Origin of the sequence: Flavobacterium endoglycinae, assembly GCF_017352115.1 — a bacterium.
GTDB lineage: Bacteria > Bacteroidota > Bacteroidia > Flavobacteriales > Flavobacteriaceae > Flavobacterium > Flavobacterium endoglycinae.
This window is the reverse complement of record NZ_CP071448.1, coordinates 3,901,795-3,918,196: the sequence shown is the minus strand read 5'-3', so window position 1 is coordinate 3,918,196 and position 16,402 is coordinate 3,901,795. Positions and strand designations below refer to the sequence as shown.

Annotated in this window: 14 protein-coding genes and 1 tRNA gene; 4 read left to right on the top strand and 11 right to left on the bottom strand. The window is 32.6% G+C overall.

Annotation, left to right across the window (positions count from 1 at the left end; translation table 11 throughout):
- Positions 1-224 precede the first annotated feature (224 nt).
- From J0383_RS17460 to J0383_RS17410, 11 genes are all read right to left on the bottom strand, one after another.
- Positions 225-1,124 carry a phosphatase domain-containing protein gene (locus tag J0383_RS17460; protein ID WP_207295256.1) on the bottom strand — a complete coding sequence of 300 codons (900 nt, stop codon included), beginning with the start codon at positions 1,122-1,124 and terminating at the stop codon, positions 225-227.
- A 12-nt stretch (positions 1,125-1,136) separates the two neighbouring features.
- Positions 1,137-2,321, bottom strand: coding sequence for a DNA ligase-like domain-containing protein (locus J0383_RS17455; RefSeq protein WP_207295255.1), 1,185 nt, complete (start codon positions 2,319-2,321; stop codon positions 1,137-1,139).
- A gap of 3 nt (positions 2,322-2,324) precedes the next feature.
- The gene (locus tag J0383_RS17450) at positions 2,325-3,602 is read right to left on the bottom strand and encodes a methyltransferase domain-containing protein (RefSeq protein WP_207295254.1); all 1,278 of its coding nucleotides are present in this window, start codon (positions 3,600-3,602) and stop codon (positions 2,325-2,327) included.
- A gap of 262 nt (positions 3,603-3,864) precedes the next feature.
- Complete coding sequence (locus J0383_RS17445) at positions 3,865-4,881, bottom strand: RNA ligase (RefSeq protein ID WP_207295253.1); 1,017 nt, start codon at positions 4,879-4,881, stop codon at positions 3,865-3,867.
- 288 nt (positions 4,882-5,169) lie between these two features.
- Positions 5,170-5,904 (bottom strand): hypothetical protein, encoded by a 735-nt coding sequence (locus J0383_RS17440; RefSeq protein ID WP_207295252.1) that lies wholly within the window; start codon positions 5,902-5,904, stop codon positions 5,170-5,172.
- Between the two features lie 3 nt (positions 5,905-5,907).
- Positions 5,908-6,678 (bottom strand): hypothetical protein, encoded by a 771-nt coding sequence (locus J0383_RS17435; protein ID WP_207295251.1) that lies wholly within the window; start codon positions 6,676-6,678, stop codon positions 5,908-5,910.
- Positions 6,679-6,722: 44 nt separating this feature from the next.
- The gene (locus J0383_RS17430) at positions 6,723-7,109 is read right to left on the bottom strand and encodes a hypothetical protein (protein ID WP_207295250.1); all 387 of its coding nucleotides are present in this window, start codon (positions 7,107-7,109) and stop codon (positions 6,723-6,725) included.
- Between the two features lie 246 nt (positions 7,110-7,355).
- On the bottom strand, positions 7,356-7,892 hold the full coding sequence (locus J0383_RS17425) for a hypothetical protein (RefSeq protein WP_207295249.1): 537 nt from the start codon (positions 7,890-7,892) through the stop codon (positions 7,356-7,358).
- Between the two features lie 62 nt (positions 7,893-7,954).
- Complete coding sequence (locus J0383_RS17420) at positions 7,955-10,195, bottom strand: hypothetical protein (RefSeq protein ID WP_207295248.1); 2,241 nt, start codon at positions 10,193-10,195, stop codon at positions 7,955-7,957.
- A 260-nt stretch (positions 10,196-10,455) separates the two neighbouring features.
- Positions 10,456-10,572, bottom strand: a tRNA-OTHER gene (locus J0383_RS17415).
- Positions 10,573-10,711: 139 nt separating this feature from the next.
- Positions 10,712-11,137 carry a hypothetical protein gene (locus J0383_RS17410; RefSeq protein WP_207295247.1) on the bottom strand — a complete coding sequence of 142 codons (426 nt, stop codon included), beginning with the start codon at positions 11,135-11,137 and terminating at the stop codon, positions 10,712-10,714.
- A gap of 282 nt (positions 11,138-11,419) precedes the next feature.
- On the opposite strand from J0383_RS17410, the gene J0383_RS17405 reads away from it, so the two are divergent.
- From J0383_RS17405 to J0383_RS17390, 4 genes are all read left to right on the top strand, one after another.
- Positions 11,420-12,043 carry an HD domain-containing protein gene (locus J0383_RS17405; RefSeq protein WP_207295246.1) on the top strand — a complete coding sequence of 208 codons (624 nt, stop codon included), beginning with the start codon at positions 11,420-11,422 and terminating at the stop codon, positions 12,041-12,043.
- A gap of 203 nt (positions 12,044-12,246) precedes the next feature.
- Entirely contained in the window at positions 12,247-13,284 is a 1,038-nt protein-coding gene (locus J0383_RS17400; RefSeq protein ID WP_207295245.1) for a helix-turn-helix transcriptional regulator, read from the top strand.
- A gap of 220 nt (positions 13,285-13,504) precedes the next feature.
- Complete coding sequence (locus J0383_RS17395; protein WP_207295244.1) at positions 13,505-13,963, top strand: MarR family winged helix-turn-helix transcriptional regulator; 459 nt, start codon at positions 13,505-13,507, stop codon at positions 13,961-13,963.
- Between the two features lie 38 nt (positions 13,964-14,001).
- Positions 14,002-16,392 (top strand): 3-hydroxyacyl-CoA dehydrogenase/enoyl-CoA hydratase family protein, encoded by a 2,391-nt coding sequence (locus J0383_RS17390; protein ID WP_207295243.1) that lies wholly within the window; start codon positions 14,002-14,004, stop codon positions 16,390-16,392.
- Positions 16,393-16,402 lie beyond the last annotated feature (10 nt).

Sequence of the window (16,402 nt, the reverse complement as noted above, 5' to 3'; positions counted from 1 at the left end):
AACAATGATTTCAATCTTAGTGAAACAAACTTTACACTTAATAAAAACCCAATTATTTTCCCTTGCTAAACTACCGCGACTTATTGGCGGCGCAGGAAGAATTTGAACCCTCGTCTTTTGGATATTTTAATTTCTTTATAGAACGCACTGCAGTGCGTCTCTACAATTGATGCGTTAAAAAACCTTTGCCGCTTTGTTGCTCTGTTCCTTTGTTCCTTTCAAGATCAAAAATCTCCGTAATATACTTGGAAGCAAGGAAGTTTCAAATCATTTCTCCAGGTATCGACAACTTGGTTTCTATCATCAAGAACAAATTCTACGAAGTATTTATCTTTTATAAATTCGTTATAGATTTCAGTTTTGATGATGGAATCTTTTCGGCTGTCTTTGGTTTTACGCATGATTAAATCATCGTATTCAATTTCATGTTTTTGAAGGAATCGCAAGGTTGGGTCTTTGTATCGGTCTTCTCTTCCAGAAACCAGTAATATCGCATATCCTAATTTCTTATAGTTTCTCAATATGTTTGCAACCGGATTGTTGATTTCGTCTTCATCACATTTGCTGGCATCAAAAGGGTTTCTTCCGTTCATTAAAGCCAGAGTTCCGTCAAGATCGCAGATAATTGCTTTTGGCAAATCTGGGTTTTGATCACAGTATTCCAAGTTTTTTTCGATTTTTTTTATAGGTTTGAAATCAAATTTTTCTTTGGTTTTCTTCAATTCGTAATACATCTTTTCGATTATCTTTCTTGGCACTTTTCGGTCTCTTTTGTCATTTCTGGTAAAAAGTTCTTCCAATGGTAAATCAAACATTTTGAATTCAATATTTGCCATTTCAGAAAATTCGATTACAGGTTGTTTCAGATATTCTGCTTTAGCATTACAAGTATCCAAAATTACATTCCATCCATTTGAAAGCAGGGTTTTAATCTGCACGTTGATAATTTTAGAAATCATACTTTCAACAGATGGATCCATTACTTCCTGAAATTGAGAAAACCTGATTTCATCACGACTAATTCGCATGGTTTTGGCTTCAGTTCTCACTTTCCATTCGGCAAACGTACTTTTCCCTGATGCCGGGCATCCGACTAATATCGTTAATGTTGGTGTCTTTTTCATTTTATAATCATGTTATAATCTTGGATCTAATGTTTTTTCTATTTCTTCATTGTTGATTCTTTTCAAAAGAAGCAAACGCATTAAATAATTTTCATCTCCTAAATCTTTATACGGAATCTGAAGCATCTTCTGATTGATTTCCCAGCCGTTTATAGACTGTTCTAATTTTCTTTTTACGTTTCTTTTATCTAAATAATAATCGAAATCCTGATGAAAATTCACTCCATAAATCATCGTCAGGTAATTGTTGTTTCTGACTTTAAAACAGGGTGGCAAACCTTTAATGTAATTCTGAACCGGTTTTATCATGATTCCTTCTTCGTTTGCTTCGGTAAGTTTTTCAAAAAAGGCATAAATTTCTTTTAGCTTTTCTTCTCTGTTTGAAGCATTAATTTCTAAATGCAAAAACGGATCGTTGTTTATCAATTCGTAAGTCAAATTGCTGTTTGGCAATATTTCTTCACCAGAAATTTTTACTTCTTTTAAGATTGTAAAAGGTTTAAAATAGATTTCACCATCAATACCAAAGGTATCGATCTGATTTTTAAATACATTCAATGATTCTTGCTGTTTCTCTAAATCCGGAATTCTTATCGCCTGCAAAGCATCATACTGACGTATAATGTGCGTTTTATGTTTCGCAGCAAATTCTTTTCTAGAAAGCTTCTCTTTATCTGAAACATAGGTTGTAAACGCTTCGTCATTTTTGACCTTGATTATTTTTTCAATCAATCCAGATTCTTTCAAGTACAAATTTTGCGTCTGTAAAGCGTCGTAATAACCTGTGAATTCTTTTTCGATTAATCCTCCTCCAAGCACTTTCCAAGGCAATAATTCAGAAGCAATTAAAAGGGTTTCGAATTCAGGGAAATCTACGAGCATTTTAGCATGTAAATCTCTCAAACTTTCAATGGCTTGTTCAGTATCGATATGATCCATTTTGAAACCGTTTCGGGAAACAAAATACGTTTCTTCAATATTTCTCTTCAAATAAATGGTACAGTAAGATCCCATGTATTTCTTTTGAACTACAAATTCGGTCACACCATTTTCCATATAATAATGAATCGCCGTTTCGATACTCTCTATTTCGTTTTTTGCTTTGTATTTTGGTGCTGGCGAAATGGTTGGCGAAAAATCATTGATTTTGTTTTCACAAAACCAGTCTATTCTATTTCTTACTCTAAAGTCTAACATTTTCTACTTTTTTTGAATGATTACCGCACTTGTCGGATAAACTCCTTTTACACAATCTCCCACTCCGTGAAATTCTTTAGGATTTGGAAAAATTTCATTTATAAGCGATACGAACTCTGCATTTGATAATTCGAAATCATGATCATCATGTCTGAATTCTTCTGTCAATTCATAATTTACATTAAAGTCTTTGTCTGGCGTTGTAACAAAAAGTTTGGTGAACTTTGTATTGTCTCTTATCCAAATCAAGATGTTTTTTGCTTCTTCCAATGAGTTATGTTCAATTACTTCACTTAAAACAATCTGACCTTCAAAGTCTTTTATTTCTTCTAAGCTTTCTACCCAGATTAGATTTTCTGTTCTTTCTGATTCCTGAATTTTATAGGCAATATGTTTAAAATCAACTTCGTCGTAAGCATAATATTCTTCTCTAAATCCTTTTTTATGAAGCTGTTTGTAATATTGCAATTCGCCACAGCCAAAGTCTAAAACAGATTCTTCAAAATTGATTCTACTGCAAATAAATTCTTTTCTAGACTGATGTGTATCTGTAAATACAAACTGAACTTCATTATTAAAATAGGCTTCTAACTGAGGTTTAAATTTCTCAAACTGACTTGGAGAACGCATAATTCTTTTTATAAAAAGGTAAAATACGAAATACGGAATTCCAGTAAGATTGGTAAACATTGTGATATGTTTCTGAATGAAATGATCATCGATAAAAGTGTACACCGCATATTTGTTTGTAAAATGCGAAAACAATGATACCAACGAGAATTTCTGCATCGCTTCTCTCACTGTAGCGCCTTCGATTTTTAGTTCGAAATTGTTTCCTATTTTATTGACAAGTATAATTCCGTCAATATATTTTGATAACAGATATTTTCCGTTTTTGTACCAGTTTGAATCAATAAAAAATGTAGGAACTTCTATTGTACATTTCTCTGTATCTACTGCTTGGTAATTTTTCTCTAACCACGGAATCACAGTTGCTGCCAAAGTGTTGTTTTCTTTATACAGATGATTAAAAAACTCGCTCATTATGTTTAATGCCAATAACGGACTGCAATGACTCTGAAAATCGATTTGATTTCCTTCTTCAGGCAGATAACTGTGTTTACCATCTAAAAACAGACAGTGATATTCGTTTTCGGCTATTACATTTCCAATTAAAATTCCGTTTTTCAACTCCTTCAAATAAAGTCCCTGATCTGTATTGGGGTTTTTATGAAGGATGTCCAAAAAGCATTTATTATCTGATTTTATTTTTATAATCATGGCGTTTATTTTTCTGTGACAAATATAGTTTTGTCACTGCGCAGTAATTCCGCGCAGTTTAAAATTATTTTTTTTAGCTGTTGACTGAAATTGAATACAATTTAATTTTAACACATAGAAACATAGATTTTTTTACGTCTTAAAAAGATATTAAAAGAAACCGGTTTCCTCACATGGCTATGTGTATTTAAATTAGTGAAACGTCTTTTTAAATCTTTATAAGACTCTGTTTCTATGTGTTGAAAAATTACACCCAACAGGTTTATTCTTCTTCTCTATTAAAAGGTTTTTCAAATTTTGGCCGAATTTTTTTCCAGATTATTTCTGAGTAATCTCTTTCGTCAAGCATTGAAAATAACACTTTGGGATGTTTGCAAGTTTGAAAATAAAAAGAGGTTTCCTTACGGGATTCCAGAATTTTAAAATCTAATTTACATTGATCTTCGATTGCTTTAAATTCATTTTCTAAATCGGCTTTTGTTTGCTTTACCCAGTTGAAAAATTCATCTGGAACTTGTTCTAAAATTTCATCAAATGGCTGATTGTTTTTCAGATATTCCCAAATATTTAAATTGGAAATCTGAGTAATAATTCGATGCAAACGAAGGTATTCTTCAAATTTTATTTTTACCCGAAAATGATTGGCAAACTTAATCACAAATCCTTCTTTATTATTTTGATTTAAAGCTGATAAAGCATGAATATCTTTGATTCCATCAAACTTTTGAACTATTGGAAATCCAATGTTTTCAAGTTCAAATTCTTCTCCAGATTTTGTATCGATAACGGCCAATAAAACCAATTCTTCTGATGCTCCGTAATCTAAAACGATTCGGTTTTCAGGATAAATAATTTCAAATAAATAGGTTTTGGTTTTATCCAATAATGACCAGGTATTTTTATATTTTCCGTGCAGCATTTCATTTGCTTTATCTGACTGCTCGCTAGAAAATGAACCACGGCTTGCCATAAAAGGTTTATCGTTGATCCAATACAAAATGCCAAGCGAACCGTCCATTTTATCGTATACTTCAAAAGAAGTGTCTGGAAGGATTTCATTTTTCATTTCACCCAAATTGAAAAACTTAGGAAAAGGTCTTGCCACAACATTTCCCTGAGCATCTAGAATAAGTCCGCGGCAGGTTATTGTAATTTCATTCCACACTCTTTCAAATTGAGCCGTTTGAGTGTAGTTATAAATATACAAATCATGTTCAGGATGCTTGTTTACCTTGACATAATTCTGCGAAATCATCTCTTTTAATAATGTTGTATTCATGAGTTCTAATCTTTGAACAAAGATTCAAAAGTTACTGCGCAGAGATTTTGCGTAGTAGTTTTAAAAATTAATATCTATCATTCCTACGGAATTTTATTTTGTGGCTGATTATTTTCCAACGGATTAAAATCCGTTGCTACAAAATAAATCGTTTCTACGAAACTTATATATAAAATTCCGTAGGAATGCTAATGCTGTAGCAACGGATTTTAATCCGTTGAAAAAGAGACGTTTTCAGAATTGAGTTCCGTAGGAACGACGCATATAAAAAGATGAATCTAAATTTTTCTATTTTTCAAAAACATCATTTTCATCTTCATATTTATATTCGGATTTATTTTTCATTTTAAGACTTCTTTCTTTGAGAATCGTAATGAAATTGAAAAACCATTTTTGTAAATTTTCAAAATTGGAATTTTCTTCTCTTAAAAGATATTTTTTTAAATCTGGAAATGCATTTGCAATTTCATTTTTGGTGTACAATTCTTTTTCTTCATGAAGCGAAATTGCTTGTCCTAACTGAAATGCAATTGATTTTAGAATATCTAAATGATTCGTATTTTTCCCGAAAGAAGTAATCTGATTTAAATCTATTTTTTCTAACGCCTGAATCTTTTCGTCTAAATTTCCTTTTAAAGCATTTTTAATTAAAATCCTGTGTTCGGTTTTACTTAAAAACGACAAGATCATACGTGTACTTCTTAAAAATTTCAAATCAATATCTCTAACCAAAAGTTTTGTTATCTGATTTTCGAATTTCTGATTATGATTTTTATAGGTGTAAAACAATGCATTATTCAATTCGTCTGTTGTGCCTTTGTAAACCTCAACTAAATGACCATTTTTTTGCATTGCAAGATTAGCGTTGATTTCTTTTTCATGAAAAAATGGAATAATCGATTGGCTGAGTTCTTTAGACAGTGCAAGTTTTTCTAGTATCGTTTTGGGCATTTTTTCAATAAAGAAAACCAAATCGAGATCCAGAGAATTTTCAGAACCGAATATTTGATAGATTGGTTTCATTTTTTAAAACTTTTCATTTAACATATCAATACACTCATTTTTACAAGTCAGAAATCCATCAGCCGATTTAAATTCCCCAAAATTGTGTATTAACAACAACCAATGATTAATGTGGTTTTGCAATATTATTTTATCACTTTCTACAAGCACTTTTCGATAAATAAATGGTTCCAAATCTGGGAAATGGCTTATGAGTTTTTTCTTCGTATATATTTCAATATCATTCTCAATTAAAGCAATATTTTGTCCGATATAAAAAGCAATAATTTTCCAAATATCAATATCATTTGTATTCTTTTGATTGAATTGAGAAATCGAAGTAAAATCTATTTTATTAAGCGCTTCTAGTTTTAAATTAAAATCATGAATTCCTTTTAAAATTGGACGAATTTGAGTTCGATATTCAGTTCTTGTCAGCATTGTCAAAACGGTACGGACAGCTTTGTAAATAGCCAATGTTTTATTTCTGATATGTTTTTCTTTTATTAATAATTCGTGTTTTTGTTGATGCAAAAAATATGTTTCAAACAGTGCATTGTTAAGTGAATCAATCCACGATTTGGTAAAAATAGTATCTGATATTTTTCCGTTTTCTATTACCGCCAAAGTTGCATTCCAATTCAGATCATATTCTTTCAAAAGTGCCAATACTGTATTTTTTCTGTCTTCCTGCTTTTCAGGCATTTCTTCTTTTGAAATAACAATAATTACGTCTTCGTCTGTAGAATCATCAGAACCATAGAAGTAATAGGGATATGGAAAATTGGTTTTCATTTCTTATTAATTATTTATTTTCTAACACATTTATTTTTAGATTTTTATTCCAATTTAAATCGACCACTACTTTCTTTTTGTCTTAACAAAATCTCATGAATTCTTCTAACTTCAGCTATTATTGGCTTTATTTCATATTCCACATTGAGCATTTTAAAAATCTGCTTATCATAAAAATAAGCTCTAAAAAATGTTCTATCATCATCTACGTAAGTTATTGGACCGACGTATTTTTTCATCACTTTGTATATTCTATTTTTTCTTAAAAAATCATCTAATTTCTCATCAAAATGTTCCATAAGATTTCGCATATCTCTATTTTTTAAAATACTTGAATCACTAATATGATAAACCTCTCTTAGTTTTTCTCCTCGTCTTTTATGATATGCATCACTGCTTGGAGGCCAAAAAAAACGAGAAATTCCTCCCACATTTAGAATAATATTTTGAAGTAAATCTAGAATCGCATTATCGTTTTTGCAATCATGATTTCCGTTTTTTCCAAAATTTGTTTAATGATTCAACATCATTCAAAATTGAACGTGTTTTATTAAATAAAGATTCAACATAGAAATCTTCATTAAAAGGATGGATTTCAAATTCTGAATTTCTCATATCTATTGATTTGTTTTTCCAAAGATTCAAACATATCTGCGCGGTTATTTTGTGTAGATGTATTAAAATCTTAAAAGTTCATTTTTTAAATATTCTTTCAAATTATTTCCAAACATAATAATATCAGCACCCCAAGCAGAAATAACGGGAGAAAGATATTTATCTTCAAAAACCACCAAAACGCGATGATTATGCATTGGAATATATCCTACGATTTTTGAAATATCAAAACCCGCTTCTGTAAGAACCAATTCTGCTATCGATTTATTTTCATTAATTTCGTCTATAATCCATCGTGATTTTTCGTAATCCTCCGGATACTCATAAAAAAGGTTTTCTCTATCATATTCAATATCTGTTTCGTCATCAGGGTTAATTGAAATCAAATGTGTGTCTATATTAGAAAAAATCAATAGCATTTCTTTGTATTCCCAAGGAAAATCAAATCCAAACAACGTTTGCAATTCATCAATTTTCTTTCTACTTATTCCTTTTAAAAATTTAGCATTTGATTGTACTTGAAATCCCCAAACATCATCTCTGATTTTTATTCTTTTAAACTTTTTTTCAGCTTTGTATTTGATATCTTTAATTGTCAACATATTCCTGTTTTTAAGGTAAAAAACCACGAAATCAACGAAATGAATCCGTGGTCTTAAATTTAATCTATTAACAATTGCGTTACCGCCGCTGGGTTCATCGCCCATTGTGCTGTGTACACCTCATCAGCGATTTCATTTTCGGTAATGGTTAAGCCTTGAGCTTCCGCTTTTAGCTGTAATAAATTACCAATATTCAATTTGCTGTTCAATTTTGCCAATAGCGCCTGAACTCCTTTGAAATCCAAACCTCCCACAATCTGACCTCCGAAAGTCATCTCTAACCAAACGATTTCTCTTTTGGCTACATCCAACACTCCAAAAGCCAAACCTTTGGCAACACTTTGCGTCACACGAACCTGATGGTCTACACACGACGGATCGTAGGCAACACCCGTTTTCTCCGAAATTTTCATCGGATATTTGCTATTCATCCAACCTACAACTAGATTTGGCGTAATACTTCCGTTGCTGTACGCATTACAAGTAAAAGTTACAAATTTTGCCTTAGCTTTCGCCAATTCGTCGATGTTGATATTGATGTATTCAGCCGTTCCAATTTTATTCGGAATACTTCTGATATCACCGCTATGCTGACAACCCGTAGTTGTCAATCGGCTGAACGAGCAAATATCTGAACGGTCTTCGTAAGCGATATGACAGCTTAAATCCATATCTAAATGCTGCGCTGGCAAGTCTTTACCCCATTGCATAAACAATCGCACTTCGTTTCCTTCAACTGGGAAACGTGTTCCCATTAAAGCAACTGGCAAATCTTGAATGGTCTCGCTTCGGTCTCCAATAGAAACCGGTATATTAAACAATTGCGGATCTATATATATTGTTTTATTTGGATTTGAAACCGACGCAAATCGTTTTTTCATAGCCAAAATAGTCAAGTCTTCGATTTGATTTTTCATTGTTTCCAACTGATTATCATCGTACAACTTCAACAATGTGTTTGATCCCACACGTTTGTTTGTTCCACCCAAAGGTTTCACACTTCTCTGCATGTTCACATCAAAATAATTTTGCGCATACATGTTTAAGGTAAACACCAATCTCGCTGGAACTTTATCGATAACTTCTTCGAAATGAGCGATTGTTTCATCGGCTCCAAACCAAAGCATATTCGAAAATAATGAACGAGCAAACAAACCTGGACGTTGTTTCAACAATCCAAAAGTTTTATCAGCATCAAATTTCAATCTTGACGAGTTCACTTTGCTTTGCCAAACATCGTACACTTGGTTGTAGAATACATCCATTAAAAAATTCAATTTCTCAAATCCTTTTCTTTTGCTGTATTCTGCCAAACGCAACGCTCGGATAAAACGAACCCACATTCCTCTTTTTGGATGCATGATTTCGCACATTACTTCGACATCCAACTCCATATTATTTAACCAATTCGCCACCATTAAACATTCTTTTCGAGAATATTTTAGTTTCAAATCTTTTTTAGATGCAATTCTTGCCTGCGCACTTGTATCCAAAGAATAATGAAAGTGCTGATTGTTTTTAGCAACTCTTTTGATAATCGTTTTTGGTTCGATAATCTGTAACATTCCGGTATTTTTATACCATAAATAACGTAAGATATCGGTTGGCGTTTTCAAAAACTGAGAAGCCAACTCTTCATTACCGTTTTCAATCAAAAGATCGATCACCAGCATTAAAGTTTCCTTCATTGCGATTTCAGTTTTTGGCAAAGGCAAATATTTCATCGTCATTTTTAAACTATCTACCTGAGTAGCGTCTAAAGCTGTTTTTGACTGCAATAACGAGATATAAAAATCCTCTAAATCTTTTTCATTCCACAATTCAAGGACTTTTAATTTACTTCCTTGACCTGTGTTTTCCAATTTACCAAATTCAAACGGAGTACCGCAGAAAGGGCAACCGTTGTATCTTTCTAATGGAAAAGTGTTATCCGGAATTGTATGTCCGCATTCTAAAACTGTTCCGTTTTTAGTTTGGAAAACATTTCCGAAAAATGTGATGATATGATCTATCGCAGATTCATTTGTTGGCACATTCCATTCTTTCACCAATGGCGTCCAGTTTTTATCTGTTCCTAAAACTTCTCTCAGCACTTCTAAAACCTCGATTTTATAATTAGGGCTGACATTATTTAAAGCATGCAGTAACGATTCAGAAAATGTATATCCGAGTTTTGAAACATTAGCTGCTAAAACCGATGTTGTTCCTGATAAATTCTTGTTCTCATTCGTAATGATTTCTGATGGAATGAAAATAGCGTTCTGACGTAAACTGATTTTTAATAATTCTTTTGTTTTCATTTTTTTTAATTTTTAAAATTTAGATAATTGTGCTTCTGAGTTCTACCTAAAAGATTTTGAAGTAAGAAGCACTTGACCTTAAATTGGAGGGTAATGAATTAGCTAATTCAAATTGGAAGTTTGTGGGTTATCCCCGAGAAGTAAGCTAATTTTGACCCTCGTTTTTTATTAATGATAATTTTAAAACTTATAACCGGAAACTCCCAATGAGGGAGTTAGGAATCGAACCTAAGAAGTAAGTTTGAATTGACCATTAATAGTGAAGCAGATGGGATTCGAACCCACGACCCGGACATTAAAAGTGTACGAAGTAAGTTTGGATTGACCTTTTAAGGATAATTTCAAAACTACCTGCTCTACCGCTGAGCTACTGCCTCTTGAGAATTGAATGAAGCGGTAATGGTATAAGTATAAATCGTTGAAAGGTTTCTAGAAGTAACTTAAACTTGACCTGCTTTTTTCAATTTTTTATTACTATGAACGTTTGTTTTTTATTTCTGAACAAAGATTTCTAAACTAGTACGCAATTATTTTGCGCAGTAAATTTTTTGTTTCATTTTTTAGAAATACTATTGTTCTATTTTTTTCTTCAATAATTACTTTATCATCATCGAATTCAATATAATGTCCTGTCCAACAATCCGAAAATTCTGTTGCAACTTCGTGACCATTAACGCAAAGTTTATTTAAACCATTTGTGCCGTCACTTCTGCAACATCCATAAAATCTGTAGTTATCAGAATGATTTACTAAATTATAATCATCGATCGCAACTACAATAGACTCTTTGTTTGATCCTGTATTTTTTAAAAATGAAAATTTCCCTTTTTCTATAATACTCTGATCATAATCTTCCCAATGTAAATTTGTTTCAGGAAATTCTGTTAACTCAGAAGTCAATTCAATTTCACATTCTTTACAATAAATTTTTATAGTCTTCATAATTGTTTCATTTTGATAGGACAAAGATTTCTAAACCACTACGCAATTATTTTGCGCAGTAAAAAAAGAATTTTAAATTTGAGTAAAACATTTATTTGGCAACAGCTTATAAGTTCCAGCGGGACGGCATATTTATAGCTATTTTATGATTGTTAGCAAAGAGCCCTAGCGGGGTGAAATATTTTTCATAAAGTGTCGCTCCGCTGGAGCTTTACGATTTGGTCTTATAAATTGGTTATAAATATTTCGTTTCTCCGAAGCTCTATTCAAACACCTATTAATATGATTTTAAAAAAAATCTATACCGATTTACTTCTAAATATTGGCTTTTCAGAAAATGAAATTCAGCAAAACTGGACTGATTTAGAAAAAGCATATTCCAAGAAATCAAGACATTATCATAATCTGATGCACTTAGAAGAAATGATTGAGAGTTTTGAAACCTATCGCGATCGTATTCAAAATCCGAATGAAATATTATTTTCTATTTTTTATCATGATGTTGTGTATTCGGCTTCAAAAAAAGATAATGAATTAAAAAGTGCCGAGTTTGCTTTGTCTATTTTATCTGAAAAACACCATTTAGATAAGCAATTCGTGTTTGATGCCATCTGTGCAACACAGCTTCATGCACATAATTCAAATGAAGATATTAATTGGCTAATTGATTTTGATTTGAAAATTCTTGCCAAAGACTGGGAAGATTATAAAATCTATTTTGAGCAAATACGAAAAGAATACCGCATTTATCCTGATTTTCTCTATAAACCTGGGCGTGCAAAAGCATTGAAACATTTTCTTGAATATGAATTTATTTTTCAAACGGAGGAATTCAGAGGTTTATATGAAGAGAAAGCGAGACGAAATATTGAAAAAGAAATAAGTTATTTAGAAAGAAAAAAATAATTCTCGCAAAGTCGCGAAGTCGCAAAGTTTTTTTGTTTCACGCAGATTCTACAGATTAGAGCAGATCTAAAAAGATTTTTATTTTTTCAAATAATCTGCTGAATCTGCCTAAATCATTTTTAAATCTGCGTGGAACAAATCTTAATAATCATTGAATTAAAAAACTTTGCGTCTTCGCGACTTTGCGAGCAAACACACACAATATGTCACAAAACAAAAACGCCTTAATCCGCTATAAAACAATCGACAAATGTCTGCAAAATAAGTACAGACAATGGACACTTGAAGATTTAATCGAATGTTGTTCTCAGGCCTTAGAAGAATATGAGGGACGCAAAATTCCAATTAGTAAACGAACCATTCAAATGGACATTCAGATGATGCGAAGCGAAAAATTGGGATACAATGCTCCAATTGTAGTTTACGATAAAAAGTATTATAAATATGAAGACGAAGATTTTTCGATAACGGATATTCCGCTGACGGAAACCGACATGAATGTTTTAACCGAAACCGTTTCCATGTTGAAGCAGTTCAAAGATTTCTCTCTTTTTAACGATGTATCGGATATTTTACAACGATTAGAAGATAAAATCTACGCCGAAAAATCGCATACCAAACCCGTTATTTATTTGGATAAAAACGAAAAATTAAAAGGACTTCATTATCTGGACGAAATTTATCAGGCAATTATCAAAAAAATGGTTCTGATTATTACTTATAAATCTTTTAAATCGAGAGAAGAAACGAAATTCCATTTTCATCCTTTTATTTTGAAGGAGTTTAACAATCGTTGGTTTTTGATTGGAAAGAAAAAAGCATCACAGCCCATTACCAATTTAGCGTTGGACAGAATTATTTCAATTGATTACGATTTTAATCATCCTTATTTAGAAGAAGATTTTGATGCTGACATTTATTATAAAGATGTAATTGGCGTTACGGTCAATTCGGGTTTAAAAGCTAGACGTATTGAATTATGGGTCGATGCTTCGAATGCGCCTTATGTGCTTACCAAACCTTTACATACTTCTCAGCGCATAATTAAGCAAAATGAAGACGGAAGTGTTATTATACATATATATGTAATACCAAATTATGAAATGGAACGTCTACTATTAGGTTTCGGAAGCTGTTTGGAGATTTTAAGGCCAGAAGGTCTGAGAAATCGTATGAAAAAGATACTTCAGGACGCTATTTCTCGCTATAATTCAGAAGAACCAACTGAAATAAATACATAATTTTTTACAGAATACAGAATTAAATGCGTTTTAAAAACTAAAAAAGGATTTTTACAGCATTAAAATTGTTAAAATCCAAGAAAAGAATAGTATATTTCAAAATAAAATAACCGCAAAACCCAGTAAATCAGGGAAAATAATTAACTAACCAAAAATTTATGAAAAAATAATATGCATGCATAGTATTTTTTCTTTATATTTGAAATCGATATAGTTACCTATGAAAGACAAAACGATAGATTATATTTTGAGAGCAACATGGCAGGCTGTTTCAAGAATGTATAATGAAGAGGCGGCAAAATACGATGCTACAATGGCAACCGGATTTGCTCTGTTAAGTATTGACAAAGAAGAAGGAACTCCATCGACCGCTTTAGGGCCAAGAATGGGAATGGAAGCCACAAGCTTAACCAGAACTTTAAAATCTATGGAAGACAAAGGCTTGATTGTTCGCAAAAAAAACCCAAGCGACGGAAGAGGTGTTTTAATATACCTAACCGAATTTGGAAAAGAAAAAAGAGAATTATCTAAAAATACAGTTCTGAAGTTTAATGAAACCGTTAGAAAGCATGTATCAGACGAAAAGCTGAAACATTTTATCGAAGTTTCGGAAATTATCAACGAATTAATTCAGGACAAAAACATATTTAATCAAACAGAAAACACAGCAAACGAATAATCAACGATTCATTTGCTCCTACAAACAAATAACAAAGTATGAAACGCACAATTAAAAAAGTTGCTGTAATTGGATCCGGAATTATGGGTTCGGGTATAGCTTGTCATTTTGCCAATATTGGTGTTGAAGTTTTACTGCTTGACATCGTTCCTCGCGAGTTGACAGAAGCTGAAGCTAAAAAAGGATTAACGCTTGAAAGCAAAGCCGTTCGCAACCGTGTGGTAAATGACCATTTGGCGAACTCATTAAAATCGAAACCCTCTCCTATTTACAGTCAGAAATTTGCAAGCCGAATTACTACTGGAAATACGACAGACGATATGGCAAAAATTGCTAATGTTGACTGGATTATCGAGGTGGTAGTAGAGCGTTTGGACGTTAAGAAATTAGTATTCGAACAAATCGACAAATTCCGCAAACCGGGAACTTTGGTTACTTCTAATACTTCTGGTATTCCAATTCACTTTATGAGCGAAGGAAGAAGCGAAGATTTCCAACAGCACTTCTGCGGAACGCACTTTTTTAACCCTGCACGTTACTTAAAATTATTTGAAATTATTCCTGGTCCAAAAACTTCTACTGAAGTATTGGATTTCTTAAACGAATATGGTTCTAAATTCTTAGGAAAAACTTCGGTTGTTGCCAAAGATACTCCTGCATTTATTGGAAACAGAATTGGTATTTACGGAATTCAGAGTTTATTCCATTTAGTTAAAGAAATGGGATTAACGATTGAAGAAGTGGATAAATTGACCGGACCAGTTATTGGCCGTCCAAAATCGGCTACTTTCCGTACAGTTGACGTTGTTGGTTTAGATACTTTGGTACACGTTGCCAACGGTATTTACGAAAACTGTCCAACTGACGAGCAACACGAATTGTTCAAACTTCCAGATTTCATCAACAAAATGATGGAAAATAATTGGTTAGGAAGCAAAACTGGACAAGGTTTCTACAAAAAAGTAGATAAAGATATTCTTTCTCTTGACTTAGATACATTAGAATACCGCGCTGCAAAAAAAGCAAATTTTGCCACTTTAGAATTAACTAAAACTATTGATAAACCTATTAATCGTTTTAAAGTTTTAGTAAAAGGAACAGACAAAGCGGGAGAATTCTACCGTAAGAGTTTCGCCGGAATGTTTGCTTATGTTTCCAACAGAATTCCTGAAATCTCAGACGAATTATACAAAATAGACGACGCTATGAAAGCTGGTTTTGGATGGGAAAATGGCCCATTCGAAATCTGGGATGCCATTGGTGTTGCAAAAGGAATCGAAATCATGAAAGCAGAAGGTTTAGAGCCTGCTGCATGGGTAAACGAAATGTTAGCTTCTGGAAGCGAGAGTTTCTATACTGTAAAAGAAGGTGCTACTTATTTCTATAACCTTCCAACAAAATCTCAGGTAAAAGTTCCTGGACAAGATTCTTTCATTATCCTAAACAACATTCGCGAAAGCAAAAAAGTTTGGAGCAATAGCGGAGCAATCATCCAAGATTTAGGAGACGGAATCTTAAACTTAGAATTCCAATCTAAAATGAATACGATTGGCGGTGACGTTCTTTCAGCGATTAATAAAGCAATTGAATTAGCTGAAAAAGAACATCAAGGTTTAGTTATTGGAAACCAAGCTGCGAATTTCTCTGTAGGAGCTAATATCGGAATGATTTTCATGATGGCAGTTGAGCAAGAATATGACGAATTGAATATGGCTATCAAATTGTTTCAAGACACTATGATGCGTGTTCGTTACTCTTCAATTCCAGTAATAGTTGCGCCTCACGGAATGACTTTTGGTGGTGGATGCGAAATGAGTTTACATGCTGATAAAGTGGTTGCTGCTGCAGAAACGTATATGGGATTAGTTGAATTTGGTGTTGGAGTTATTCCTGGCGGTGGTGGTTCTAAAGAATTGACTTTAAGAGCTTCAGATTTGTTCCGCAAAAATGATGTGGAATTGAACGTTCTGCAAGAGTATTTCTTAACAATCGCGATGGCAAAAGTTTCAACTTCTGGTTATGAAGCTTTTGATACAGGACTTTTACAACATGGTAAAGATATCATCGTAGTAAACAAAGACCGTCAGATTGCGGAAGCTAAGAAACATGCTTTGTTAATGGCAGAAGCGGGTTACACGCAGCCAATCAGAAGAAATGATATTAAAGTTTTAGGAAAACAAGCTTTAGGGATGTTCTTAGTGGGAACGGATCAAATGGAAGCTGGAAAATACATTTCTGAACACGACAAAAAAATCGCTAATAAACTAGCTTACGTAATGGCTGGTGGTGACTTATCTGAAGCAACTTTAGTATCTGAACAATATTTATTAGATATCGAACGTGAAGCTTTCTTGAGTTTATGTACAGAGCGTAAAACTTTAGAGAGAATTCAATACATGTTGACTAAAGGAAAACCACTTCGTAACTAGACAAATAGAT